Genomic DNA, 25,015 nt, shown 5'->3' on the forward strand with positions numbered 1-25,015 from the left:
CATGGATATCGCAGCAACACTCACGACCGGGTTCGGGTTCTGGAACCCGCTCATCTGGCTCGCCGTGCTCGTGGTCGCGCTCGTCATCGCCTACATCATCTGGGTATACGGCGAGAGCAGCTACAAGCCCGGCACCGAGCAGACCAAACCCTATCTCTCCGGAAACCGGGAACCGGCAGCCAAGCGCGACGTCCACCTCGGCGGCGGACACCTCTACTGGGGGTTCACCGAAGCGCTCAGCGGCTACTACGACCGTATCGTCCCGCTTCATACCGGCGTGCTGACCGACTACCTCCTGTGGTTCTTCGGAATTGCAGCGGCTCTCATTATCATCGTAGGTCTGATCTGATGAAACTCACAAAATCATTCAACCGCTCGCTCTGGGCGTTCCACTTCAACTCGGGCTCCTGCAACGGCTGCGAGATCGAGATAGTCGCGGCGATAACCCCGCGCTACGACCCGGAACGGTTCGGGATCAAGCTCGTCGGCAGCCCGCGGCACGCCGACGTCCTCCTCGTCACCGGCCCGGTCGTCAGAAAGATGCGCGACCGGCTGGAGCGGGTCTACCAGCAGATGGCCGACCCGAAGGTCGTGATGTGCATCGGCGCCTGCGGAACCTCAGGCGGCCCCTTCTACGACTCCTACAACCTCGACGGGCCCATCGACGATATCATCCCGGTCGACGTGTATGTTCCGGGATGCCCGCCCCGGCCCGAGGCGATCATCCACGGCGTGGTGGTGGCCCAGCAGAAACTCGAACGGCTGGAGGGTGAGAAGGCATGAAGACAACCCCTGACAAACTACTGAGCCCCGACGAGGTCGTCGCCGTCTTTGCCCGGAAGTTCGGGAAAGGCGTCCGGGAGAGCCGGATCACCGAGCGGCGCGAAGGTGTGGGGAAGCGCCCGAGCTACGACATCTGGCTCGACATCGACAAAAGCCTGCTTCACGCCGCGGTCGAAGAGCTGATGCGGCTCCACTTCCCGCACCTCGGTGTCATCTCCGGCACCGATATCGGCGACGCGGTCGAACTGAACTACCACTTCTCGATCTACTACGGGACGAAACACGGCGAGTATATGGTGACCCTGACCGTCGCCCTGCCGAAAGGCGACCTTACGGTGCCGACGATCGCCGACCTCATCCCCGGCGCCGTCTTCTCCGAGCGCGAGAAGCAGGAGATGCTCGGCATCGAGGTCGTCGGCATCCCGGACGGCCGCCGCCTCTTCCTCCCGGAGGAGTTCCCCGAGGGCGTCTACCCCTGGCGGAAGGACGAGACCGGGATCCCGGCCTCCATGGTCAAGGATCTCTGGGCGGTCGGAAGGCCGGAAAACCGCCCCGTGCCCCCGAAGGCAGTCCCGGAGGAGCAGGCTGCAGAAGCGGCACCCGCGGAGGAGGAGCGACATGAGTGACGACGCAAAGAAGAAGATGACACCCTATACCATCCCGATAGGCCCGACCCATCCGGCGCTGAAAGAGCCGGTGATGTTCACCTTCGAGATGAACGGCGAGCAGATCCTCAAAGCGGACTTCGCGCCCGGCCAGACGCACCGCGGGATCGAGTGGATGGGCATGCGCAGAAACCCCGTCCAGATCGTGCACCTGACGGACCGTATCTGCGGTATCTGCGGCGTCTCGCACTCCCTGGCGTTCGCCCGGGCAGTGGAGCAGATCATGGAGATCGAGGTGCCGGAGCGGGCGGACTACATCCGCGCCATCATCGCCGAGTTCGAGCGTATCCAGTCCCACCTCCTCTGGGCGGGCGTCGCAGCCCACGAGCTCGGGTTCGATACACTCCTCCACCTCACCTGGCGCGTCCGCGAGCGGGCGATGGACACCATCGAACTCCTGACCGGCAACCGGGTCAACTACGGCATCATCCAGGTCGGCGGCGTCCGGCGGGACTTCACGCCCGACCTGTACCCCGCGATCGAGGAGTGCCTCCAGTACTACAGCGACCTCAAAAGCACGCTCCTGAAAGTCTTCCTCGAGGATAAGACGATCCATATGCGCTGCCGCGACTGCGGCGTCCTCACGTACGAGGACGCGCTGAAGCTCTGCACCGTCGGCCCCACCGCCCGTGCGTCGGGCGTCAACATGGACGTCCGGGTCGACTACCCCTTCGCGGCCTACGGCGACCTTGCGATCGAGCCGATCCTCCCTGATGCGCATATGGGGGAGACCCGCGGCGATGTCTTCGATCGGATCGTCGTCCGTCTCCTCGAGGTGGAGCAGTCGATCGATATCGTCCGGCAGTGTCTCGACCGGATGCCCGCAGGCGAGATCGTCTGGGAGGCGAAGGTCGCGAAGATCTTAAACCAGTTCAAGAAGGCGCACGGCGAGGCGCTCGGCAGGCACGAGGCTCCCCGCGGCGAGGTTCTCCACTACGTCCGGATGGACGGCAAAGAACACCCGACCGCCTGGAAGGTGAAGGCCTCCTCGTACAGCAACCTGATGAGCTGGATCCCGATGCTCGAGGGCGAGCAGATCGCCGACATCCCGATCATCGTCGCGTCGGTCGACCCCTGCCTCTCCTGCACCGACCGTGTGGCGGTCGTCCGGAACGGTGACCGGGGCGTCATGACCAAGGAGGACCTCCACCGCCTCTCGGTCGCAAAGACCCGGAGGCTGATGGCATGACCCTCCTTGAGACCGGGCTTACCGTCATCGTCGGCACCGTCGCGATGGCGATCTTCGGCATCGTCGCCGGGCTCTTCTTCCTCGGCGTCGACCGGAAGTTCGCCGCCCTGATGCAGGCACGGATAGGGCCGCCGCTCCGCCAGCCGTTCATCGACACGGCAAAGCTCCTCAGGAAAGAGAACATCATCCCCGAGAACGCGATCCCCTGGCTCTTCAACGGCGCACCGATCCTTGCGCTCGCCTCGGCGATCACGATCCTGCTCTACCTCCCGTTCGGCAGCATCATGCCCATATTCGGGAACGCCGGTGACGTCATCCTGGTCATGTACCTCCTCACGGTTCCGGCCCTCGCGATGGTCGTCGGCGGGTTCGCCTCGGGCTCGCCCTACGCGACGGTCGGCGCCCAGCGTGAGATGGTGATCCTGATGGCCTACGAGCTCCCCCTCGCGATCGCGATCGTCGCGATCGCCTGGCGGCTCTCGATGGCCGGGATAGCCGACCCCTTCTCGCTCGTCACGATAGCGGCAAACCCCATCTGGGGCGTCGTCGGGCCGCTCGGCATCCTCGGGTGTCTTATCCTTCTTGGGATCCTCGCGTGGGTGACCCCGGCGGAGCTCTCGAGGATTCCGTTCGATGCGCAGGAAGCGGAGACGGAGCTTGCGGGCGGGCTGCTCGTCGAGTACTCGGGGAAGAACTTCGGTCTCTTCTACATCGCCCAGGGCGTGAAGACGATCGTGATGGCTGCGCTCGCGGTCGCCCTCTTCCTGCCGTGGAACCTCTCGAGTTTCATCGCGATGGCACCGGCGGTCGCACTCGTCGCGGACTTCGCGTTCTTCCTCGTGAAAGTGCTGCTCGTGGTCTTCTTCTCGATCTCCCTGATCCGGGTCTCGATGGCCCGGTTCCGGATAACGCAGGTCGTCTCGATATACTGGATCTGGCTCGGGCTTGTGGGCTTCCTCGGCCTTGGACTGATAGCGATAGATGCCCTGCTTGCAGGAGTGTGATACCGTATGGCAACATTACCCATGATACCGGAACTTCTTCGGCAGCTCTTCAGGACGCCGGCGACGAACGCCTTCCCGGCAAAGTACCTCCCCCCTTCGGTGACGGGATTCCTCGCGAAGGTCGGCAGGGGCGAAGCTGCGATCCACCCGCCGGTGGCGGTGCCGAAGGACTTCCGGGGCAAGATCACCTACGACCCGACCGGGTGCACGGGCTGCAGCCTCTGTGCGAAGGTCTGCCCCGCCAACGCCATCGAGGTGCTGAAGGAGGAAAAGAGGATCCGGATCTACGTCTCGCAGTGCATCTTCTGCTCGCAGTGCACCGATATCTGCCCGAAGGGATCGCTCGCGATGAGCGATGTGTTCCTGCTCGCCGACGAGAACCGCTACGCCGATAATCTCATCGTCGAGTGAGCGAGAGCTGCTCGATATCGAATACCCGCTCTTTTTTCAGCATCTCGATCAATCGCTCCGCACCCTCGACGACCGATTCCGAGAGCCCTTCGCCATCGGCGACGATCTCCGGTTCGATCCCGATAAAGAGGATCTCCTCCGCCGCATCCGCGAGAAAATCGATGAGGTGCGAGAGGGGGAGGGAATGGGTGCCGATGCTGACGTCCTCTATCTCTTCTTTTCCGACACGCCGGAACTCGCCGGGCGAGAGCCCCATCCGGCTCGCATCCACGAAGACGAGGAGCGCCGGGTGGTTCCGCCGGACGACCGAGGTGAAGTTCTCCGGCACTGTCCCGCAGTCGACGGCAGTCCAGTCGGTTTCCTTCATCCGATGGGCGATATAGTTCCCGGCACCGTCGTCCCGGCGGAGGGTGTTTCCTATCCCGAGCAGCATCTTCATATGGCGGTATCTTGGGCGGCATGAGGGAAAAGAGTGGCGATCCGCCCTTTTTTGAGACCGGTTTGCATCTGCCGGTGCGAGGGGTGCCGACACGCCTGAAATCTCCGCAAAAAAAGCCAGTATTTTCCGTTATTTTTGGATACCTGGACGGAGTGGGGAGAAAATTTATATCCGAATTGATCATTGGTAGATATATCCCACCTCGGGAGGGAGGTGTAACGCCCATGGCAGGAAAGGACAAGAAAGGACAGGCTCAGGCACCGGTAAAGAACTCGGAGAAGCAGGAGAAGGGAAAGAGGAAATAAGGCTCCCCTGGTATACAACACCCTGAATCTCCCATTTCTTACCGTCAATGCATCCACCCCCGGCCATCCGATGTCTTCCCGGGGGTGGCACATGCCCCCGCACGCCTGGTGGCTCTGTCCAAAGGTTTCATAACCAGGTACCGGTATACCATTTTTCGTGACACGCCAGGGATATACCGTCCTCGGGATCTGTATTCTTCTCATATGCACGGCAGCCGGCTGCCTCGGGCAGCAGGAGTCCGTTTCTGTCGTCCCGGACAACGGGACGGATTGTGATATGCTCCGCCTGCTCGACGAGATGCAGGGCGGGATCGAGGCCGCCCTTGCAGGGCTCGACGCCCGGGTCGCAGGCACGGCGGAGAACCTGACCGCGACCGGGCTTGCCGGCGACGAGGCACGGGCACTGCTCGCAGAGAACCTCGCGGCCGACCCGCTCATCGCCACCGCCATCACGATCGACCGGAACGGCACCGTCGCCGCGGCGGTTCCGGAGAGCCTCGCGGCTGAGCTCGTCGGCGAGAACCTCAGCCACCAGGAGGTCGTTCGGGAGACGTTCGAGCGGCAGGCGCCGGTGATGACCGACCGTGCCCCCCTCGCGGAAGGCGGCTACGCCGTGATCCTCCAGCACCCCGTCTTCGCGGCGGACGGCAGCCTCATCGGGGCGACGAGCATCACCTTCGATCCCTACCTGCTGCTGAAGGCCGAGATCGAACCGGTGCTGAACGGCACGCCCTATACGGCGATGGTTGCGGAGACCGACGGCACCATCCTCTACGACGCCGACCCGGCCGAGATTACGAAGGAGACCTTCAACGAGTCGCTCTACGCGGAGTTCCCGGAGGTCATCGCGTTCGCCCGGGAGTATGCGCAGAATCAATCGGGGAACGCGACCTACTCCTTCTACGACACCGGCTTTAACCGCGTCGTGCAGAAAGAGGCCTTCTGGACGACGGTCGGGCTGCACGGCACCGAGTGGCGGCTGATCATTATCCGGGAGATGGGGGAGGCGTAGCGGGAACGGCGGTCAGGATAGTTCCACGCCCGGGGGCGGACTGCCGGTGTCCGCTCCGGGGGAGGAACTGCGGTGCGGCGCCCACTGCCGCAGAGAATGGCTTAAAGGGATGGCCGCAGTTATATCTTTTCAGGAATACCATGATCGTTCGCGTCGTCATCGGCACCCTTGCTCTTCTCTTTCTTCTCGTTCCGGCGAGCGCCGGTATCCCCGGGACGATGAACCTGGGAATGCAGGGGTATTCCAGCCCGCCCATAACCGACCTCACGTTTAACGGGGTTACAACCACCTCCGGTCCGCTGGAACCCGGTGAAGTCGTCCGGCTGACGCTTGCGCTCTCTCCGAAATACCCCTGTCAAAACGTGACCGTCCGCTACATCATTCCCAAGGGGATAGACCTCGTTGACGGTGAGACCGAATACTTCTACGAAAATATAAGTGGCGGAGATCTTCAGGAAACGAGTGTCGTGGTGAATGTCACCGACAATAGTCATCTCCTGGGGCTAAGAGTCATCGTATCCGGGTACGTCCACCATAACAGCAACGACACCACCGACTTGACTGAATACTACTTTTTCTGTCGCCCACCGGAGAAACCCTGGTACGCAAAGGTGCTGGAATCTGTTTTTACCTTTTTCTTCTCGTAATCATTGTTATTAAGCAATTTCAACGCAACAGGTCTATTTTCAGCCGGGCTATGCCGCGATATCTCGCTGAGAAGAAAGGCTTTCCAAAATATCCTGCGCATTGGTCTGGTGCGTCTTTGAAGGTACCGGAAACGCCGATGGCTGCCGGCAAGAGCTGATGAAAAAGAGGTGTTTTCGGGTTACTGCTTCTTCAGGAAGAAGAAGGCAGCAGCGACTCCGGCGATGGCGAGAACCGCGATGGCGATGATGGCCATCGGGAGCTCTTCGGGGGCCTGCCCGCCGCTTGCTCCGGGCTCGCCGCCCTCGTGCCCCGCTTCTCCGCCCGGGACCGCCGTCTCACCAGGAGCGGCAGCCGTCGGCGCGACCGTCGGGGGTGTTGCCGTCCCGGTCGGGGTCACCGTCGGCGTCCCGAAGGTATCGCTCGGGTAGACGGACGGGCCTGCCGCAGCACCGCCTCCTCCTCCTCCACCGCCGCCGCCCGGCGTCGGGGTGACCGCTTTCACCGAGAGGAGGGCGAAGGTCGAGAAGTGGCTCGTCGTGCCCCAGGCATAGTTCTGGACGGTGTCGACGCCGCCGGGGAGCTGCTCCCAGAGCGCTGTGGCCGGGTTCCACCAGTAGACCCGGATGCCCGCCTCGTCGATCCCCGCTGCGGCGATCTCGGCGTCGGTGTAGGTGATCCGGATCGTGACGCTCGCGATCTGATTGTTCGCGATGGTGCTCGTGATCTCGGCGTACCGCCCGACGGGTGCCAGGGTCGAGGGGACGGCCTGGTTGTCCGGCGGCGTGTCGAAGGCCGTGAAGGCTATCGTCTCGTCCGCGAGATCGACCGTCGTCGTGAGGGTGACCGAGGTGCCGGTTCCATTCCCGGTCACGGTCGTGTTCTGTCCCGCCTTCGGCGAGAGAGGTTCGGTCGTGCTCTCGCCCGGCCGCTCTTTCGGGAGTGCGGACGAGGCCGAGAGGTTGAGCCGGGTGAGACAGCCGCTCTGGAAGGATGCCGTCTCTCGTGCCTTCACGCCGTCGATGTAGAAGGCGATCGGAGCGTTGCTTACGAGGGTGGTGCCCTGGACGATCAGTCGCTGCTCCGTCCCGCTCCCGCCGTACTCGCCCGGTACCGTCGTCTTGATGGTGCCGAGCGGGACGCCCTTTGAGGACGCGACGATGATCGTTCCTGCGGGTGCGGCGGAGCCATCCGCATCCGTGACCGTTCCGTAGAAGTCCTGCGGGATCAGCGGCAGTGTCTCTTCTGCCGTGACCGGGAGTGCCAGCATCGCGAATACCAGAAGCGCGACCACTGCAATGCTTGCTGTTTTCATAGTATGTCACCTGAAAAGAATTGGAGTGCCGGTCTGCTCGCACCTACACGAGGATCGCAAGAGGGTTCACGTCCGGCAGGGGGAGCGGGGTCGAGGAGAAACCCGCAAGGATGTCGGGTTTCTCCATGTAGACCCAGTAGCCGTAGCCGGTCGCCATCGTCGGCGGCTTGTTTGCGCCGGCGGTGTACACCCAGGCTTCGGGGTTGATCGACGGGGAGAGGACGAGGGTGTAGCCGGTGAGGCCTGCCGGCGTCTCTTCGATTGAGGTCAGCGCCTTGTCGACCTTCATCGTATCCCACGCAGGGGTAGCCGCATCGAAGGCGTACGCAGGCCCGATGAGGTTCCAGCCGGACTTGAGGTATTTCACCGGCGGGCTCGTGATCTCCGGGCTGACGGCGACCGGCAGGCGGGCGTCTTCGTTCATCCTGACGTAGACGGCGTCGAGCGGATTGAGCCGGGTCGAGGGGAGCACCTGCAGCCACCGCTGACCGGCAGCGTCCCAGGTGTAGGCGATGCTGTAGTTCAGCCCCTCGCCTGTGCTGCTGATGGCAGCCCAGGTGGTGTCCTCAAGATCGATCGGAACCGAGAAGGTGTTCCAGCCCTCGGTAAGGCCGTCGTCCGACCGGAGCTCGACGCCGAGGTACGCTGTATCGGTTTCGAGGACGGTCTCGTAGGGGCGGGTCAGCCAGGGCTCCCAGGTCATGGGATCGTCGTAGTAGATGACGCCGTAAATCCCACTTCCCGTTCCCGGGCCGTAGCCGGACGGACCGCTTGCATCGCCCCACCAGTTGTAGGCCGCTCTGGTCGGGGTGTCTTTCGTATACTCGCCCAGCACGGCGCCGTCGATATTGTTGTAGGAAGCGGTTCCGCCCCTGGTCATGATACCGAGCCCCTCGGCGAAACCAATGCCGAACCCTTCGGGGCGGTAGCCGTTGATGGAACTGTAGCTGGAGGCCTCGCCGATTCCGGAGAGGTTGTTCTGCGTCATCGTGGAGAGGGCGCGGTCGTGGATGCCGATGCCGATGCCGCCGACAAAGATGTCGCCACGGGCATTCTCGAGGAGCTCCTCGGTCCCGGCGACGACCGTTCCGGTCGCGATACCCTCCGCGGCAACGATGTTATCCGTAACCGTGGCTTTCCTGGTGACGATGCCCCGGGCGATTGCCAGTGCATAGGTTTCGCTTCTCGCTTCCTGGGCGGCTATCTCCTCCGCTACTGCAGTGGCGTTCTCTACACGGGAGAGGACGCCGACGGTGTTACCGGAGATCTCTGCCAGGGGAGCCCGGATACCGACGCCGGTAGCCCTGCCCTCTATGAGTGCCCCGATGTCGCCGGCAGTTCCCTCCGCTGCTGCGGTCGGTGCCAGGATAGAGAGGACGTTCACGGTGTTGCCGGAGACCTCGTTCACCGAGTCCTGATCCACACCGCGGATCGTGATCCCGACCGCTCGGGTGGTCATCCGGGAGCGGGCAATCTCCATCTCATCCTGACCCGCCTCAAAGGCAGCAACGGTTTCGCCCTCACCCAGAGCGGCGACGGTTACAACGTTGTCGCTGATCTCGTTCTCGGGCGCGAGTCCGACGATACCGTGTGCGGTGGTGTGCATCTGCGACTGGCTCCGCACACTTTCGGCGTTTACCTCTCCCTCACCGGAGATTGCCATAATATGACCGGCCGATTCCACTGTGACCGTATTCCCGCTGATCCGTGCGTCGCTGCCGGCGGGGCCGATGATCCCGAACCCCGCTACGGTACCGCGGACATCTGTCAGGGCATCTTCAGCGACGACCTCGCGGATCGTGCGGTCCATGACGCTCGATACGATCCCCACGTCGACGGTGTTATCGAAGATCCCGGTATCGGCACCCGTGTTGGCGTAAATACCGGCCGAGAGTGCGGTCAGCTGCGTACGGGCGAGCGCGGTCTCGTTCAGGTTGGTCCAGAGACTCTCCGAATAGGCGCCCTCCTCATCCAGGGATACCGCAAACGCGTTCATCTCCGTCTCGTCCTCGGCCATCTCGTCGTCGAGGATCTCCATCAGGCCCCCGCTCTCCGCACCGGTTGCCAGGGAGATCGCCATCGAGGTTTGCGTGCTCTCGACTGCGATGGCGTTATCGGAGACCTCCGCATCATCTGTTTCGCTGAGCAGCAGACCGAAGACCTGACTGATGAGGTTCGTGCAGGCGACGCTGCTGTTGTCACCGATGGCGAGAGTCCAACTTCCTGTCCCGAATCCGGCCTCGATCGTGTTGCCGGATGCGACGGCGTCCGCGGTATTCCGGATCAGCAGGCCGGCCGCCATGATCCCGCCGTTGACCTCGCTCACGTTGCTGGCGAGGTTCAGCGAGAGGAACCTGGCCACGGTCTCGATCTCGTTCTCAGTAACCCAGGTCTCGTCGCTCCCGTCGACGTGGAGACCGATCGATCCCGTCCAGCCTTCGATGCTCTGGCCGGTGAGATCGGCGTAGACCGCTGCGGCGGTCGGAGAGAGTCCGGAACCTTCCGATCCGAAGATGATCGGGCTCATCCCGGCCAGCATGGTTATGTCGACGCAGACGTCGTTTTCGGCGACCGCCGACTGGTAGCAGTTATCGACGAAGATGCCCTCGATACTGGCATCAAGGCTGCTGGCATCCCCGCTGCCGATGTACGCCGTATAGGTGACGGTGTTCTCCAGCACCTGCGCCTTCTCGGAGTAGTGCGCACCGATGCCGCAGGTAGTGGCGTGCACCTGACCGATATCGTCGGCGTGGACGAGGATGGTGATCTCGTTTCCAAGAACCCGGCCTTTCGGGACACTGTACAGCCCGATGCCCCACGGATTCGCAGCACGTCCGGTGGTCTCCAGGATGATGCAGTTGCCTTCGATGAGCGACAGCTCACCCATCGCCATGATTCCCTCGCCGAGGGCGTCGTCGGTGGCGTTGCTCGTGATTTCAATGATGTTGTCCGTTATCTCAATGGATTCGCCGTCAGCCTGGACTCCCCGAGGGAATGCCTGGCAGAAGATCTTCTCGTCGGACTTGCTAACGGACCCGCCAAGGCACGTCGCAGCGACCCCGATCGAGTTCCCATCGATCGCAAGGTCGGTTCCCGTCGCGACAATGCCGTAGAGCTCGCAGTACATGGCGTCCGTCAAAAGAGCGTTTATGGTCTCATGCCCGATGGCCTGGTCCCACGGGGCGGCCGCAGGATCGTGCAGTGCCCCGGCATTCTGGGGTGCATCCGCGCTCCTCGCGCCTTCGACGCTGATCGTGTTGTCCGAGATTTCGCTGCTCTCCACATACGAGGCGATGATGCCTGCCGCTTTGGGCAGGTCGGACGTTACTGTGACCGTGTTGTCGGCGATGAGATGGCCGGTGCCCTCTTTCAGGGAGATCCCGGCAGGAATCTCGAGTGTGGTCTCGTCTGAAGCGACGGCGACGGTGGCGTTCCGGATTGTCAGGCTGTTGACCCGGTCACCGGCGATCCCGTAGGTCGTGGCGTTGGTCACGGTGAACCCGGCGACGAAGACGCCGTCCGCCTCGATGAGAATGCCGGTACCGGATCCCATGGCGTCGATGACGGCGCCTGCTTCGGTTCCGAGGAACACGGTTTGATGTACCGTCAGGTTCTCGTTGTACGTCCCTTCGTCGACGGCGACGATGCCGCCGGCGGCAACATTGTCGAGCGCCGTCTGAATGCTCGAGAAGTTCAGGACGCCGTAGTCGGGTGTCGTTTCGTCGTACGTTGCATTCACTCTGACTGCGGTGGGCGCTACCTCTTCCGCCGCCGCCGGCACAGCCAGCAGTCCGACGAAGATCAGAATGATAACTGACCGGAAGAGGATGTTTTTGAGGATTTTTCCCCTGTTCTGCATGCTATCCATAGCAATCACAAAAGGTGTCGTATAGACGAAATATGCATGAAGATCGGATTTAAGCCGATCGAAACGAACCCACGATACATACCCAAGTATTGGAAAAATAAGTGACAATACATGGTAGGATTGGAAAAATTCGTGCTTTTGGCAGTTTTCCCGCCACTGATGAGTGGCCGGCTCTGAGCGGCGGAGATATGCCGGGACGGGTTTTTCCCTACCTGCTGTCCCGGTAGCGCTCCGCCGCTGGCCGGACCTTTTTGCCGATCTCCGGTAGCGGCCTATCTCCGTGCCGTGGCGGCGGGGCTCCGGTGCTGCCTGCACAGTAGAGCCCGTCACCCCCGGCGGTGCTGCCGGCGGTGGATGGGAACGCCCGGATTACATCTCCCGGCTTTCTCTGAATTCATGATACCAGAGGGGCACGTCCGCTTCGAACCTGTCATGATCACACCAGATCGTCTGGATCGTCTTCTGCGATCGTTCGATCTGATCGGTGGTGCCGGTGCGGATAGAGTAGCGATGCGACCAGACAATGTCCGGAACGACACTCATCGCGACGTATAATGCGTATCTCTTCCAGAAATTGTTCGGGATCTTTCCCCCGGTATATCCGTCGATCTGCCCGACGGAAAAAGGAACACTGATATTCCGCGAAAAGTGCGCTATTTTATAAAAGTCGTGAATGGGATCGCCCCAGTCGTAGCGGTTGAAATCGATCACGCCGCCGAAAGCTCCTCCACGAACAATGATGTTGGCGGGATGATAATCGTCGTGCTGAAACGACGATTCGACGTTTTTCATGAGATCCATGCCCGATTCGACGTATGCCTGGATTGCATCGAGGTCAACGCCTTCCGGTTTCGCGCTGCATTCAGCGAGCGACCGGAGATAGTACGCATGTTTCCGTGTCTTCGTCTCGTACCACCCCGGATACCACGCAGGCGCCTTCATGGCATGCATTCTTTTCAGTTCTTCTCCGGCAGCGACGCCGATCGCATACTGGACGTCGTCAGGAAGATCCGGCAGACATTGTTCCGCAGCCGTGCCCTCGATGAAGCGTAAAACTATGAAACAGAGATGATTGTCTTTTGAAACGCCGAAATATTTTGCCTCCGGTACTTTATCCGAATAGCGCCCGAGATCCCGGATAACGTTGAACTCTGCCTGTTTTCTACGGATGATCGCTTCATCGGCCGGTTCGGTGATCCGCAGAAGAAGGTTTTCACCACCCTGCAGGCTGAGAACGTACTTTCGCTCGTCGGAATAGCCTTCCCTGATCTCCTCCGCGTGCAAAAATCCGGTGATCTCACGGACTTCTTTCCGTATTTTTTCAAATGATTCCATGGTTCTCTCCGTAGCCGGGTGTCGTGGCAGTCTCTGCAGTATCATGGTCCGCGACGGTGCATAAAGGCGTGAGCCCTTTGGAGGCAGCGTTTCGGCTGTCATCCTTCGCCGGGGGGAGAGCGAGCGGTGGCCTGAAACAATAAAGGAACCGGGATCAAAACGGATCGAAACACCCCGAAGCAGAGGCGATTGGCAGAGAAATCGTTTATAGCAGAATGCCGAGATCTCCTGTATGGATTGCCGGTCACGGTTCTTGGGTGATGGAAACAAATGACCCGAAACAGAACCCCGCTCTCGCTCGCTCTCATCGCGGCGTACTTCATCGGCCTGCCCGCGGTTGCCTATTACGCACCGGTGCTCCTCCTCTTCTGCATCATCTCCCTTGCCGGAGCGTTGCTCTTTGCCCTGGTCGTGCGGGAGGACGGCGGTACCTCTCGCAGCCCTCCTCCTGCTGCTCGCCGTCTTCAGGCCGCTGCACCAGTCCTCCGATTTCAGCCTTATTTCGGCCGTTCTCCTCGCCCTCGCCCTCCGGTGTCGGCAGAGCTCGGCGAGTGCCGCCCATCCCCGGGCGACATGACGGCACCCGCGTGCCCCTCGTCCCGGTATATATCCCTATCCCCATCCCGCTGCCGGAGCACCCGCCGGACGCTCTGATTTTCCCCACTGCAAAGTATCTTTTTCACGGTTCGCCCCAGATATACTAAACACAGATGAGCGCAGCAGGTGCGAACCGGAGAGCGCCGGTGCGGGTCACCGATACCGTCACCGACCGGCACGGCAACGAGATCGAGATATTCGACCCGCCGTTCTACCGCGAGGAGTTCGAGGCCGCGTACCGCTATATCATCGACGAGTACCGGGTCGAGCCGCGGGAGATAGCACTCTTCCTCCCCTGCGCCGTCCGGAAACCCTACAGCCAGAGCCCGAGCCACAAACTCTTCCGGAAGATCATCGACGGCGTCCTCGCTCCCGAGGAGTACCACATCGTCATCTTCGGGACGTGCGGCACCGTTCCAGCGGAGCTCGAACTGATGTACCCGTTCCGGCACTACCACTACATGCTCGGCAAGGCCACCGACGAGAAACTCCGGCGCGACTTCCACCGGATCGAGGTCTACCGGCTCAGCGGCTACCTCGAAAAGACCCGGTATACCTACGAAAAAAGGCTCGCCTACTGCATCGGCCCGTTCCGGAAAGCGATGGTCGAGGCCTCGGCGGCGACCGGGATCCCCGTCGACCTGCTGCCCTCCGACCCGATGATCGAGCGGATGTACGATATCGACTGCCCGTTCCCGGAGGGGAGCCTCTCGATGCAGGCGTACATCGACGAGTTCCGGGCGGGGATCGCGGGACTTGCACGGATCTCCGGCAGATCTTCCGTCCCGGTTGAGGGGGAGCGCCGGATCTCCGTATAGTTCCTCTTCCCCGGCGCTCTTTTCTGGTGGAATGGTTCTCGTTTGCGTATGCCTTGGCGCCGGAAGATCCGGGCGCTCTGGAGCATGCTCGTCAGTAAAACCTGTTCTCTCCTGTCGGTCGAAGTGCTGAAGACGTCCGGTTTCCAGGTACATCGGGCCTGCCGTCACGGGGGTATGAGAAGAGGAGGGGCGGCGGCAACCCTGCAGCAGGAGCGGGAACTCCTGGGAAAAACCCCGGAGCCCGCCTCGATCCCCGATCAGGGACGTGCAGATGTGGTTGCCCGGAGAAGCCCCGCCTGGAGTACGCTCATTCCTGGCATGGGCTGCCCCGTAGGGATAGACAGGGGGTGGGTACACTTCATTGTTTATAGATTTACCGGAGAATGGCTATTGCAGGAGCGTATGCAGCACCATGACGACTCTCTCCTCCAAAAGGGCCGCCGGAGCACCGCATGGCCGGCACCGCCGGTAAGCCCGCTGGTATTATCTCATCCTGCGCCCATGCCCAGTCGATGCAGAACCGGTACGATCTCGTCGTGGTCGGTGCGGGCCCGGCCGGCAGCACCGCCGCACGCTACGCAGCAGCGGAGGGGCTCGAAGTCCTCCTGCTCGACAAGAAGAAGACGATAGGCGTCCCTGTCTGCTGCGGGGAGTTCATCCCCTCCGGGGCGGTGACCGCCGCCGCCTTTCCGGCCGCACCGGGCGTCGAAGAACTCTTCTCCATCGACCGGAATCTCGTTGAGCGGGATATCGGGGAGGTCGTCGTCAGATCGCCGAAGGGCAGGGAGTACCACTTCCCCCTCGAAGGCTGCACCGTCCGCCGCGACGCCTTCGACCAACACCTGGCGGATCTGGCGGCAGGCGCGGGTGCTACCGTCGTCACCGATACGAAGTTCCTCAGCATCGACGGCCACCGTGTCGCGACGACCCGCGGCACCGTCGAGGCGGGTGTCGTGATCGCCGCCGACGGCCCCGTCTCTACGGTCTGCCGCTCGGCGGGCCTCGAGCGGAGCAGTATCCTCTCGCCCGCCGTCACCTGCCGCGTGGACGGCGAGTTTGACGACGCATTGCGGATCTTCTTCGGTAGCCGCATCGCGCCGGGAGGCTACGCCTGGATCTTCCCGAAACAGGGGTGCGCCAACGCCGGGCTCGGGGTGCAGCGTTCCGGCGCTCCCGTGCGTAAACTCCTCGAGGCCTTCCTCGCGGCGCAGGGGTATGCGGCCGGCGCGATGCAGGCCTGTTTCATCCCGGTCTCGGGGCCGATCGAAAAGACCGTTCAGGGAAACGTCCTCGCCGTCGGGGATGCCGCCGGACATGTCGTCGCGTCGAACGGCGGCGGGATCTCGATAGCGATGATCTGCGGCAGAATCGCCGGGCTCGCGGCGGCCCGGCACCTCCGTGAAGGCGAACCCCTGGCGGCGTACGAGCGGGACTGGCGCGCCGCGGTAGGGGGGGAGCTTCTAGCCGCCGCCAGGATGAAACAGCGGGCCGACCGCTTCCTCGTATCCGACTTCCTCCTCGACCAGATGATGAAACGGCTCGGTGTCGCCGGGATCGAGCGGCTGATGGTGTATAACGGTGCCGGAAGACCCGGGCAGGCGCATCTGGAACTATAATCTCGTATCCGGTCTGATCGTTAGGGATGCAGACCGCTGTAACGATCTGTGCGATCACGGGAAGTCCGCGGGGGATGCGGAGCAGGACGAGAAAACTTGCCGGCTTTCTGCTCGCGGGCGCGGAAGAGGCCGGGGCAGAGATCGATCTTGTCGATCTCGCCGATCTGCGGATCACGCCCTGCATCGCCTGCGAGAGCTGCAGCCTTGACGGGACGTGCATCTACACCGACGACTTTTACCCGCTCTACGAACGGATGCTGGATGCCGACGGCCTGGTTCTCGCATCCCCGGTCTACGTCGACAACGTCTCGGCGCAGCTGAAGATCCTCATCGACCGGCTCGCGGACGCCATCCACTACCAGACCCTCGCCGGAAAGTACGGCTGCAGCCTCGCCACTACCTGGGAGTCGGGGGGTGCGGAGGTGGTCGCGTACCAGAACCATGTCTTAAACTACCTCGGCGTCTCTGCGATCGGCGGCATGAGCGTCCCGCTCGGCGACGACCCGGGGGCGATCGGTGCTGCGGAACCGGCGGCACGCGATCTCGGGCGAAGGCTCGCCGAGGCCGTCCGGACGCGGCCGCACTACCCGGATCAGGAGGCGGAGATGGCCGGGAACCGGGAATGCTTCGCGGCGATCGTGCGGGAGAACCGGGACGTGCGCCCCCTCGAGTACGAGCGGTGGGTGCGGGAAGGCTGGATCCGGGACGGGGAGTGAGGGATTCTACCGGCAGAGGGTTATCCGGCCGCCGTCCCGAGCGAGGAACCCTTCCGCCTCGAGGCGTCCGAGGATCCGGCTCACCCGGCCCGGGTCTTCCCCGAGATGCCGGACGATCTCCTCTTCGGCGAGGGCTCCCTCCTTCAGGAGCAGCGCGAGCACCCTGCCCCGGAGCTGCCGGTCCGACCCCTCGAACCGGCTCTGGACGGTATACGCCGCACTCCGCCGGTTCGGGTTCACCGTCCGCTTTGAAAGCACCGTCCCGTAGTCCATCAGCGCCGAGTACCACGTCCGCGGGTCATCGCGGAGAAGCGCCTGGTCGATGATCGGCAAAAGTTCCTCGTCCCGGACGCCCTCCCGGTCTTCGAAGAAGAAGTGGATGAAGATCCGCCGGATATTCGTCTCGATGTAGACCACCGGCAGGTTGAACGCGTAGGCGGCGATCGCCGCTGCGGTCGCCGGCCCGATCCCCGGAAACGTCGTCAGCGTCTCGACATCGGCCGGAAGAGCGCCTTCGAACTCGTGAACGACCCGCTCTGCCGTCTTCTGGAGGGCTATCGCCCGCCGGTTGTAGCCGAGGCCCTGCCAGGCCGCAAGGACGTCGCTCAAGGGAGCCCGGGCAAGGCTCGCAAAATCCGGGAACCGCCCGATGAAGGCCTCGTACTTCGGGACGACCCGGTCGACCTGCGTCTGCTGGAGCATCAGCTCCGAGACGAGGATCCGGTACGGGTCGGTCGTCCGGCGCCAGGGGAGGTCGCGCCCGTACTCCCGGTAGTGCAGGCAGATCAGCTCCCGGAAGAGCGCGATCGCTTCCGGAGTGATCCCTTCCTGCCGAACCGTCGCAAGCAGCCGGTTTTCGAGGTCGTTCTGGCCGGTATCGAGGGTGCGGTTCACCCGTAGGTATCGTCCCGGCAGGTGCAAATACCTTCGTCCTCACCCCGGGCGGGACGCACGGTTCCGGTAACCACGCAGCGCGCCGAAGGCTCAGGAAACGGGAGGATCAGGAAGAGAAAGGAGAGATTCGGGACGAATTCGAGGGCGGCGCCGACGAGCGAGTCCGGCGGCCGCACGAAAAAGAGTGTATCGGTTATAGGGGGGTCTCTTCATCGACCCGAATCTCTTCCCCCAGGGCCTCCGCTGCGGTGCAGCCGAGTTCGGAGGTGAGCATATCCAGGTAGTTGGTGAGGAGCCGGGTGATGAGGAAGTTCTGCCGGACGTACTCCTTTCCGGCAGCGCCCATCCGCTCTCCGAGCTTGGGGTCCTCGAGGATCCGGAGGACGCGGTCGGCGCACTCGTGGATATCGGTCGGGTCGACCAGGTAGCCCGTCTCGCCGTCCTGGATCTGGAGCGGGATGCCGCCCACCCGTCCGGCGATGACCGGCCGGCCTTTCCAGAGCGCCTCGGTGACGGTCAGCCCGAAGCCTTCCTTGAGCGACTTCTGCAGAACCACGACCGATACCCTTTGTAAGGCGTTGACGAGGAGGTGATCCTCGGCGGTGAGCAGGATCAGATCGCCGCTCTCGATCAGGTCGCCTGCTGCTTCCTCGACCTGCCGGTAGATCATCCAGCCCTCGGGGTCGTCGGGAGCCATGCTGCCGCAGAGCACGAGACGGCAGTCGACTTTCTCGCGGACGATCTTGAAGACCTCGAGAACGCCGACGGGGTCCTTCCACTTGTCGAACCGGGAGATCTGGGTGATGAGGGGCTTGTCGATCGGAACGCCGTAGCGCTCGAGGAGCCCGTCTATCTCCTCCTCCGAGAGATCGCGGTTCTTCTCCGAGAGCGGGTCTATCGCGGGGCGGATGATCCGCTGCTCTTTCGCCAGGCTCGCCCGCCGGTAGTCCTCGTGCGAGATGATCATGCCGTCGTAGAGCTCGACGTAGTCCTGGAGGAACTTCCAGAGGTCGTGGTCGGGCCTCGAAAGGTCGATGTGGCAGCGCCAGATCCAGGGCTGCTTCTTTTCGTAGAAGTTGATCAGCGGCAGCGGCTGGGGGTCGTGGATGACGACGAGGTCGTGGTCGATCTTGAGCACGGTCGAGAACTCCTGGTTCGTGGTGACGTACACCGACTTTTCACGGTCCGAGAACGCTATCCGCTGCCCCTGCAGCGCGTTGTGGAAGTTCTTGGTGATCGTGAAGAAGTCGGAGTGGCCTGTGATGATCTTCCACTCGGTCTCGATCCCGACGTCGTTCATCAGCGGCACGAGCGAGAGGATCATCTCGGCAACCCCTCCGCTCTGATAGGTGGAGTTGACGTGCAGTACTCTCTTGCCCTGTAAGACGGCGGCCTTCCGGTATATCTCCGAAATAACGTCGTCTCCAACGATTGGCCGGTGGTCTTCCAGCGTCCGCCCGTTGTCGCATATGCAGGTGATGCCTTGCAGGAATGCCATTTCTCTCCCTCCCGGTGCAGATCGGCAGGTATTTAACTCCGCCCCTCTGCAGACCACTATAAGTCACTATGAGAATATAAATATATCTCCTGTTGGATAAAATCCAATTGCGGCATTTGTGCGAAAATATCGCCAATTAGGTCGATTATCCCGCCCGGAATGCCCCTTTTGATGAACAGGTCATTCCTGCCGGGGAAGATAATCCGGCCCGCCCCCGCCGAGATCCCGCAACCGGGGAAGGGTGAGCGCGAAGGGCGGGGGGTGTGATGGTGCCGCATGCGAGAGGCCGTATTGCAGGTGGTGGTGATAAACCTTGCCCCCCGGCGACGGCCGGGGATCGGGCTCTTCATGAGCCGTGCCGCATCCCTCCGCCATACCTTTATTGTGTCCCGGGCAGGAACATCTCCCGTGAAGATCGGGTATCCCTGTATCAACCGGAGTATCGGGTGCCGGGGCAACCGGACGTTCCGCCTCGGGTCGTACTCGGAGGAGCGACTGATCGCGACGGTGCGGGAGAACCTCGCCTGCCTCGCAGAGACACTCTCCTACAACGTCCGCCACAATCTTCTCTTCTTTCGGATGACCTCGGATCTCGTTCCGTTCGCCTCCCATCCGGTCTGCTCGGTCGACTGGCAGACGATCTTCGCGGACGAGCTGCTGCAGCTCGGCGACTACATCCGGGAGAACCGGCTCCGGATCTCGATGCACCCCGACCAGTTCGTCGTCATCAACGCGAAAGACCCGGGGATCGTAGAGCGGAGCGTCCGGGAGCTCGCCTACCACACCGCGCTCCTGGACGCGGCGGGGCTCGATACCTCTGCGAAAGTCCAGATCCATATCGGCGGAGTCTACGGAGATAAGGAGCGGAGCCTGCAGCGGTTCATCCGGGAGTACGAACGGCTCGACGAGCGTATCGCCCGGCGCCTCGTCATCGAGAACGACGACGGCCGCTACACCGTGCGCGACTGCCTCCGGGTGCACGAGGCGGTCGGCATACCGGTGCTCTTCGACCGGTTCCACCATGAGGTCAACTCCTCGGGCGAGACCGTCCGCGATGCCGTCGGGCTCGCTGCGAAGACCTGGACGGAGTCCGACGGCATCCTGATGGTGGACTACAGCTCGCAGCAGCCGGGCGGGCGCCGGGGCACCCATGCCGCGACCCTCGATTCCGATCACTTCGCGCTCTTCCTCGCCGAATCGGCACCGCACGACTGCGATATCATGCTCGAGATAAAGGACAAAGAGCAGAGTGCCCTCCTCGCCGCATCCCTCGCGGCCGGAGACGGCCGGTTCGTCCGCCCGCCGTTCTGATTAGAGTATCGTCACTTCCAGAGCCGGCGGCATCAGCGCCGCGTCGATGGCATGGCAGATCCCGTTATCGCAGAACGCGTCCGCCTCGACGATGGGCACGCCGTTGACGGTGATTCCCTTATTGGACGAGCGGATCACAAGCTCGGTTCCGAGCAGCGACCGCACCGTTTCGACGGTGCGGAGGGTCTCGGAGGTCAGCGTCCCCGGGACGACGTGGTAGGCAAGGATAATGGTGATCGTATCGGTATCCGCCGTGATCTCCTTCATCCTCTCCTCCGAAACCCGTGCAAATGCGCTGTCGGTGGGGACAAAGACCGTATACGGCCCCTGGTTCGTAAGCCGGTTCTCCATCCCCGCTTCTTTTACCAGCTGTACAAATGTGGAAAAATCCCCCGAATCTTCCAGTGTTTCGAGAATGCTCTTCATGCCGCATATCCCCCATGCCCCTACCGTGAGGAGGGTATATAAATCTAATTCCCCGCCTCCCCGGCGTTCACCGTGCGACGATCTCGGCCATCGCCTGCATGAGCACGCCGTCGATGATATGGATCACCCCGTTGTCGCAGCCGATATTCCCCGTGACGATGCGTGCGTCGTTCACGCGGAACTCCTCGTCGATGATCGAGACGTTGAGCTCGCTGCCCTGCAGCGTCTTGATCGTCGGATTGCGCATGCCGGGAACCTCCTCGAGCCGCAGCACCCCGACGACGATATGCCACATGAGAACGTCGGCAAGCCGGTTCTTATTCTGTTTCAGGTCGTGCAGCGCCTCCCCCGAGAGGCTTTCAAAAGCGCCGTCCGTCGGGGCAAAGACGGTGAACGGGCCGCGATCGTTCAGCATTCCCTTCAGATCGGCTATCTCCACCAGGTTGACGAAGGTGTTCAGGTCTTCCGACTGCCGCAGTGTTTCAAGAATGGTTGCCATGCTAAAACCCCCCCTTCCGGGAGTGGCTTTCAGATCCCCGCACCCGTATATACTTTGCCGGTGCCGTCAGGCGAGCCGCTCACAAGAGTTCGTTCCGCTGCAGGAACTCCCGGATCTTCCGGCTCTCGACCCATCCGGCATCGAGTTCGGTGATGTACCTGTTGACCCGTCTGACCTGTTCGCGGAACCGTTCGGCGGTCTCTTCATTCTCGAGCAGGTCGGCATGTGCCTGGATTACCTGAAGCGGATGGCGGATATGGTCGCCGAGGATGGCGAACTGCTCCATGTTCCGCTCGATCTGATCGAAAGCCCGCTGCCGGATCGCTTCCATGACCGTCCGGTCGGTCACATCGAGGATCTGGACTAAAAACCCCGTGATCGCGTCGGTCTCGCGGTCGATCACCGGACTTGTATAGATCTCGGCGGAGCGCGTCCCGGACTTCGTCGTCGCGTAAAGCCCCTGCTCCCGCGCGAGGCCGAGGTCGATGGTGACGGTGGTATGCCCCCCTTCGCCGCGCCGGAGCCGGTTTTTCAGCAGTTCGGGGATGAACGGATCTTTGAAGATATTGTAGCCGTGCATGCCGTTCCTCCTCGGCACGCCGAGGATAGCAAGGCACGCCCGGTTGGTATGGAGCAGCCTGCCGGCGGTGTTGAAGTACTGGATGCCGACCGGGGATTCGTTGAAGATCCGCTTGAATCGCTCCCCGGTTCTCCGGAGTTCCGCTTCGAGTGTTTTCTGCCGGGTGATGTCGTGCACGATGCTATAGAGCAGGGTGCGTCCGCCGACGGCGACAGGGGCTGAAAAGACCTCCACGGCACGGTTCTCACCGTTCGCGAGCCGGTGGTGAAAGACGAACTGCTCTCTCTCCCCACGCTGCGCCCGCTGCATCTCGCGAGGGACCTCTTCTGCGGGAAGCATATTCAGATCGCCGACCGTCATTTCGGTGATCCGGTCGTACGGGTACCCGTAGAAGGAGCAGGCCGCGGGATTTGCATCGACGATCGCTCCGGTCTCCGGGTCGACGACCAGCATGATCGCCCGGCTCTCGGTGAAGGTCATCCGGTAGCGCTCCTCGCTCTCCCGCAGCGCCTCCTCCGCCTGCTTCTGCGCGGTGATATCCTCCTGCATGCCGATGAGATACTGCATCTTTCCGGCGTCGTCCCTGATCACCGTCGCGGTCAGGCACACCAGAACGATCTCCCCCGCTTTCGTGAGATACCGTTTCTCCATCCGGTAGCCGTTCTTCTTCCCTGCGACGGCCTCGGCAAAGAGCGCGCTGTTCTCATCGATATCGGCCGGGTGGGTAAAATCGGCGATCCGCATGCCCCGGAGTTCTTCTGCGGAGTAGCCGAGCATCCGCCGGAACGCCGGGTTCGACCGGACGACTCTCCAGTCCCGGTCTGTAAGGACGATCCCGATACCCGCCTCCTCAAAGATGCTCCGGAAGCACGCTTCGCTCTCCTGCCCGGCACGGAGCCGGTCGCATTCCTCTTCGGCGTTCCGGGCGCGTGCTTCGAGGGCTTCGAGATCGGCGGTGAGCAGATCGATGAGGCGGCGATCGGCCGTGCCGACCTTCCTCCGGAGTTCCTGCAGGGACGCGTGCATCTCTCCGGCCGGATAGTTCTCCACTGATTCACTCATCGGTATTCCTCGTGATCCCCTGCGCCGCCGGGAGATCGGCATCCCGGCAGGCAGAACCCCGGGTGTGCGCCTTTCGATCAGATCTGCCTCGTCTCATCCTGCAACCCGATGCCACTACAGTATGTTCGGCAGATGCGGACGATAATGATTTCCATCGGGTGTGCAGGTGATGGTTCCCGACGGCTCTTCCGGTGCTCGTAAAAAGGAGGGTAATCGCTCAGGCCGGGCGGTCGGTTCAGACCTATCGTACAATCCGGGCTTCCGCCACACACGGGATCAGCACCGTATCGATGATGTGGCAGATACCGTTGCTGCCCTCGATATCGCTCTCGATTATCCGTGCGTTGTTCACCCTGAGAACTCCTTCAGAGGCTTCGATATCGACGTGATCGCCCAGGAGCGTCTTGATCGACTCCATCGTCTGCAGTTCCTGGCTCGTCAGTTTGCCGGAGACGACATGGTAGGAGAGGATAGCAATCAGCCTCCGGCGATTCGCGAGGAGTTCGTCGAGCAGCCCCTCCGGCATCTTCGAGAACGCTTCGTCCGCCGGAGCAAAGAGGGTATACCGCCCCTCACCGGCGAGGGTCGTATCCATACCGGCCGCCGCAATCGCACGCACGAGGGTGGTGAGCCTCGCGTCCTCCTGTGCAGTCTCGATAATATTCTTCATCTTCATTCCTCCAGGGACGGGACTGCCTCTCTCTTGCCATATACTATATAATGGCTTCTGATGCGTGCCGGACGGGTGATCTGCACGCCCCTCCGCGAAGGGCGGTCCTGGGTTCCGGCTCCACAGGCGACCGACCTGTACCAAAAAAGGTCCCGGAAGGTAAGTCTCCCCCGGGATGCTTCCTTACCGCTGTGCCGGAACTTCGGCTTTCTTCGGGACGAGAACCGAATCGATGACGTGGCAGACACCGTTTGTGCATTCGATATCGGTCTCGGTGATCCGTGCGTTGTTCACCCGGACCGTTCCCTGCGAGGTGTCGATCGTGAGACTGTCCCCCTCAAGCGTCTGGATCGAGTTCTGCTGGGTGACGTCCGATGCCATCATCTTCCCGGAGACGACGTGGTACTTCAGAATCGCAGAGAGCTGCTCTTTGTCGCTCAGGATACTGTTCAGCTGGTCTTTCGGGATCTGGTTGAATGCCCCGTTCGTCGGTGCGAAGACCGTGAACGGCCCCTGGTTGCTCAGAGTCTCGGTCAGGCCCGCCGCATCGATTGCTTTCAGGAGCGTGTTGAACCGCCCGTCGTCTTTTGCCGTTTCAATAATGTTCTTCATGGTGGTAACCCCCCTCGGGTCGGGTGGTTCCTGCACAGTCGGGATATTTAATACCTTGCCTGGATTTCAGAACGGTCACCCGGCTGCGGTAGAATTGGGTACGCGGCTCTTATGAGGTCTTTCGGAATACTGGGTGTCGGGGGAGAACCCCCGTGATGAGGCGATGCCTGCCGGCGGTCTTACTCTCCGGTCTTGGCGTAGGCCTCGTACGCCTGCGAGAGCGTGGCGAACGGAACCTTGTCGACGACGTGGATGATGCCGTTGTCGGCCTCTTTGTTCTCCTCGATGACCTTTGCGGTCTCCACCATATACCCTTCGCTGGTCTTCTGCACCTCGATCGTGTTCCCTTCGACGGTCTGTAAGATCTTCCTGTCCGCAAGGTCGGCTATCTCGTACTTGTGCTCCCCGATCTGCATGAAGTCGAAGAGGTGCCAGAGCATCTGTTTGTCGTTTAAGATCATCGAGCGGTTCGGTTCAGGGATCTCATCGAACGCGGAATCGACCGGCGCGAAGAGCGTCATCGGGCCTTCGCTCCGGAGCGTCTCCTCTTTGTCGATAAACGCGACGATCTCGAGGAATCTCCCGAACCGTCCGTCATCCTGTAAAATCTCAAAGATATTCGCCATACCAGGTCCTCCTGTGAGTGCCGGGCTTTCCTGGTACGTCATTATATATATGGATTATTATACTCCCGGCTGTATCCGTCAACGCGGGCGAGCAATAGTATTCCCCCGGGCGGGGCGCC

Annotated in this window: 27 protein-coding genes; 14 read left to right on the forward strand and 13 right to left on the reverse strand. The window is 62.1% G+C overall.

The window, feature by feature from the left end; genetic code table 11:
• Position 1 precedes the first annotated feature (1 nt).
• Genes ABH15_RS08810 through ABH15_RS08835 form a run of 6 tightly spaced genes read left to right on the forward strand, consistent with a single transcriptional unit; the run spans position 2 to position 4,052 of the window.
• On the forward strand, positions 2-349 hold the full coding sequence (locus ABH15_RS08810) for a hydrogenase (protein ID WP_174719421.1): 348 nt from the start codon (positions 2-4) through the stop codon (positions 347-349).
• Positions 349-783 carry an NADH-quinone oxidoreductase subunit B family protein gene (locus ABH15_RS08815; RefSeq protein WP_174719422.1) on the forward strand — a complete coding sequence of 145 codons (435 nt, stop codon included), beginning with the start codon at positions 349-351 and terminating at the stop codon, positions 781-783. The genes ABH15_RS08810 and ABH15_RS08815 overlap by 1 nt, the downstream gene beginning before the upstream one ends.
• Positions 780-1,409: an NADH-quinone oxidoreductase subunit C gene (locus ABH15_RS08820; protein ID WP_128693976.1), complete on the forward strand. Its 630-nt coding sequence runs from the start codon at positions 780-782 to the stop codon at positions 1,407-1,409. The genes ABH15_RS08815 and ABH15_RS08820 overlap by 4 nt, the downstream gene beginning before the upstream one ends.
• The gene (locus tag ABH15_RS08825; RefSeq protein WP_128693977.1) at positions 1,402-2,637 is read left to right on the forward strand and encodes a hydrogenase large subunit; all 1,236 of its coding nucleotides are present in this window, start codon (positions 1,402-1,404) and stop codon (positions 2,635-2,637) included. Before ABH15_RS08820 ends, ABH15_RS08825 begins: the two co-directional genes overlap by 8 nt.
• Positions 2,634-3,641: a respiratory chain complex I subunit 1 family protein gene (locus ABH15_RS08830; protein ID WP_128693978.1), complete on the forward strand. Its 1,008-nt coding sequence runs from the start codon at positions 2,634-2,636 to the stop codon at positions 3,639-3,641. Before ABH15_RS08825 ends, ABH15_RS08830 begins: the two co-directional genes overlap by 4 nt.
• Positions 3,642-3,647: 6 nt before the next feature.
• Positions 3,648-4,052, forward strand: coding sequence for a 4Fe-4S dicluster domain-containing protein (locus tag ABH15_RS08835; protein WP_128693979.1), 405 nt, complete (start codon positions 3,648-3,650; stop codon positions 4,050-4,052).
• Here the strand turns inward: ABH15_RS08835 and hycI are convergent.
• Positions 4,039-4,491 carry a hydrogenase maturation peptidase HycI gene (hycI, locus tag ABH15_RS08840; RefSeq protein ID WP_128693980.1) on the reverse strand — a complete coding sequence of 151 codons (453 nt, stop codon included), beginning with the start codon at positions 4,489-4,491 and terminating at the stop codon, positions 4,039-4,041. The genes ABH15_RS08835 and hycI overlap by 14 nt on opposite strands.
• A gap of 20 nt (positions 4,492-4,511) precedes the next feature.
• Between hycI and ABH15_RS08845 the strand changes: the two genes are divergently transcribed.
• The 3 genes from ABH15_RS08845 (at position 4,512) to ABH15_RS08855 (ending at position 6,455) form a co-directional block, all read left to right on the forward strand.
• Positions 4,512-4,796: a hypothetical protein gene (locus tag ABH15_RS08845; RefSeq protein WP_128693981.1), complete on the forward strand. Its 285-nt coding sequence runs from the start codon at positions 4,512-4,514 to the stop codon at positions 4,794-4,796.
• A 157-nt stretch (positions 4,797-4,953) separates the two neighbouring features.
• Complete coding sequence (locus ABH15_RS08850; protein WP_128693982.1) at positions 4,954-5,808, forward strand: hypothetical protein; 855 nt, start codon at positions 4,954-4,956, stop codon at positions 5,806-5,808.
• Between the two features lie 140 nt (positions 5,809-5,948).
• Positions 5,949-6,455, forward strand: a complete 507-nt coding sequence (locus ABH15_RS08855) for a hypothetical protein (protein WP_128693983.1) — start codon at positions 5,949-5,951, stop codon at positions 6,453-6,455.
• Between the two features lie 179 nt (positions 6,456-6,634).
• Here ABH15_RS08855 and ABH15_RS08860 read toward each other — a convergent pair whose 3' ends face one another.
• The 3 genes from ABH15_RS08860 to ABH15_RS08870 form a co-directional block, all read right to left on the reverse strand.
• Positions 6,635-7,768 carry a hypothetical protein gene (locus tag ABH15_RS08860; protein ID WP_128693984.1) on the reverse strand — a complete coding sequence of 378 codons (1,134 nt, stop codon included), beginning with the start codon at positions 7,766-7,768 and terminating at the stop codon, positions 6,635-6,637.
• A 43-nt stretch (positions 7,769-7,811) separates the two neighbouring features.
• Positions 7,812-11,636, reverse strand: a complete 3,825-nt coding sequence (locus tag ABH15_RS08865) for a right-handed parallel beta-helix repeat-containing protein (protein ID WP_128693985.1) — start codon at positions 11,634-11,636, stop codon at positions 7,812-7,814.
• 369 nt (positions 11,637-12,005) lie between these two features.
• Positions 12,006-12,971, reverse strand: coding sequence for a phosphotransferase family protein (locus ABH15_RS08870; protein ID WP_164913687.1), 966 nt, complete (start codon positions 12,969-12,971; stop codon positions 12,006-12,008).
• A gap of 400 nt (positions 12,972-13,371) precedes the next feature.
• Here ABH15_RS08870 and ABH15_RS13640 point away from each other — a divergent pair, with 400 nt between their 5' ends.
• The 4 genes from ABH15_RS13640 to ABH15_RS08885 all read left to right on the forward strand — a co-directional run bounded on the left by ABH15_RS13640 (position 13,372) and on the right by ABH15_RS08885 (position 16,718).
• Positions 13,372-13,548 (forward strand): hypothetical protein, encoded by a 177-nt coding sequence (locus ABH15_RS13640; protein ID WP_164913688.1) that lies wholly within the window; start codon positions 13,372-13,374, stop codon positions 13,546-13,548.
• A gap of 133 nt (positions 13,549-13,681) precedes the next feature.
• Positions 13,682-14,386: a DUF5591 domain-containing protein gene (locus tag ABH15_RS08875; RefSeq protein WP_128693987.1), complete on the forward strand. Its 705-nt coding sequence runs from the start codon at positions 13,682-13,684 to the stop codon at positions 14,384-14,386.
• A gap of 512 nt (positions 14,387-14,898) precedes the next feature.
• Positions 14,899-16,002 (forward strand): geranylgeranyl reductase family protein, encoded by a 1,104-nt coding sequence (locus ABH15_RS08880; protein ID WP_164913689.1) that lies wholly within the window; start codon positions 14,899-14,901, stop codon positions 16,000-16,002.
• Between the two features lie 26 nt (positions 16,003-16,028).
• Positions 16,029-16,718, forward strand: coding sequence for a flavodoxin family protein (locus ABH15_RS08885; protein ID WP_128693989.1), 690 nt, complete (start codon positions 16,029-16,031; stop codon positions 16,716-16,718).
• A gap of 6 nt (positions 16,719-16,724) precedes the next feature.
• On the opposite strand, the gene ABH15_RS08890 is transcribed toward ABH15_RS08885, so the two are convergent.
• Genes ABH15_RS08890 through ABH15_RS08900 form a run of 3 tightly spaced genes read right to left on the reverse strand, consistent with a single transcriptional unit; the run spans position 16,725 to position 19,110 of the window.
• A complete protein-coding gene (locus ABH15_RS08890; RefSeq protein ID WP_128693990.1) occupies positions 16,725-17,612 on the reverse strand; it encodes an A/G-specific adenine glycosylase in 888 nt (295 codons plus the stop codon).
• Positions 17,609-17,788, reverse strand: coding sequence for a hypothetical protein (locus tag ABH15_RS08895; protein WP_128693991.1), 180 nt, complete (start codon positions 17,786-17,788; stop codon positions 17,609-17,611). Before ABH15_RS08895 ends, ABH15_RS08890 begins: the two co-directional genes overlap by 4 nt.
• A 17-nt stretch (positions 17,789-17,805) precedes the next feature.
• Positions 17,806-19,110, reverse strand: coding sequence for a glycosyltransferase (locus tag ABH15_RS08900; RefSeq protein WP_128693992.1), 1,305 nt, complete (start codon positions 19,108-19,110; stop codon positions 17,806-17,808).
• Positions 19,111-19,386: 276 nt separating this feature from the next.
• Between ABH15_RS08900 and uvsE the strand changes: the two genes are divergently transcribed.
• Positions 19,387-20,421 (forward strand): UV DNA damage repair endonuclease UvsE, encoded by a 1,035-nt coding sequence (uvsE, locus tag ABH15_RS08905; RefSeq protein ID WP_241648058.1) that lies wholly within the window; start codon positions 19,387-19,389, stop codon positions 20,419-20,421.
• On the opposite strand, the gene ABH15_RS08910 is transcribed toward uvsE, so the two are convergent.
• From ABH15_RS08910 to ABH15_RS08935, 6 genes are all read right to left on the reverse strand, one after another.
• Positions 20,422-20,847, reverse strand: a complete 426-nt coding sequence (locus ABH15_RS08910; protein WP_128693993.1) for a fasciclin domain-containing protein — start codon at positions 20,845-20,847, stop codon at positions 20,422-20,424.
• 67 nt (positions 20,848-20,914) lie between these two features.
• Positions 20,915-21,346, reverse strand: a complete 432-nt coding sequence (locus ABH15_RS08915; protein WP_128693994.1) for a fasciclin domain-containing protein — start codon at positions 21,344-21,346, stop codon at positions 20,915-20,917.
• Between the two features lie 79 nt (positions 21,347-21,425).
• A complete protein-coding gene (locus ABH15_RS08920) occupies positions 21,426-22,988 on the reverse strand; it encodes a PAS domain-containing protein (RefSeq protein WP_164913690.1) in 1,563 nt (520 codons plus the stop codon).
• A gap of 241 nt (positions 22,989-23,229) precedes the next feature.
• Positions 23,230-23,658 (reverse strand): fasciclin domain-containing protein, encoded by a 429-nt coding sequence (locus tag ABH15_RS08925; protein WP_128693996.1) that lies wholly within the window; start codon positions 23,656-23,658, stop codon positions 23,230-23,232.
• A gap of 183 nt (positions 23,659-23,841) precedes the next feature.
• Positions 23,842-24,270 (reverse strand): fasciclin domain-containing protein, encoded by a 429-nt coding sequence (locus ABH15_RS08930; RefSeq protein WP_128693997.1) that lies wholly within the window; start codon positions 24,268-24,270, stop codon positions 23,842-23,844.
• Positions 24,271-24,449: 179 nt separating this feature from the next.
• Complete coding sequence (locus ABH15_RS08935) at positions 24,450-24,896, reverse strand: fasciclin domain-containing protein (protein WP_128694342.1); 447 nt, start codon at positions 24,894-24,896, stop codon at positions 24,450-24,452.
• Positions 24,897-25,015: the final 119 nt, after the last annotated feature.

Origin of the sequence: Methanoculleus taiwanensis, from assembly GCF_004102725.1 — an archaeon.
Classification (GTDB): Archaea; Halobacteriota; Methanomicrobia; order Methanomicrobiales; family Methanoculleaceae; genus Methanoculleus_A; species Methanoculleus_A taiwanensis.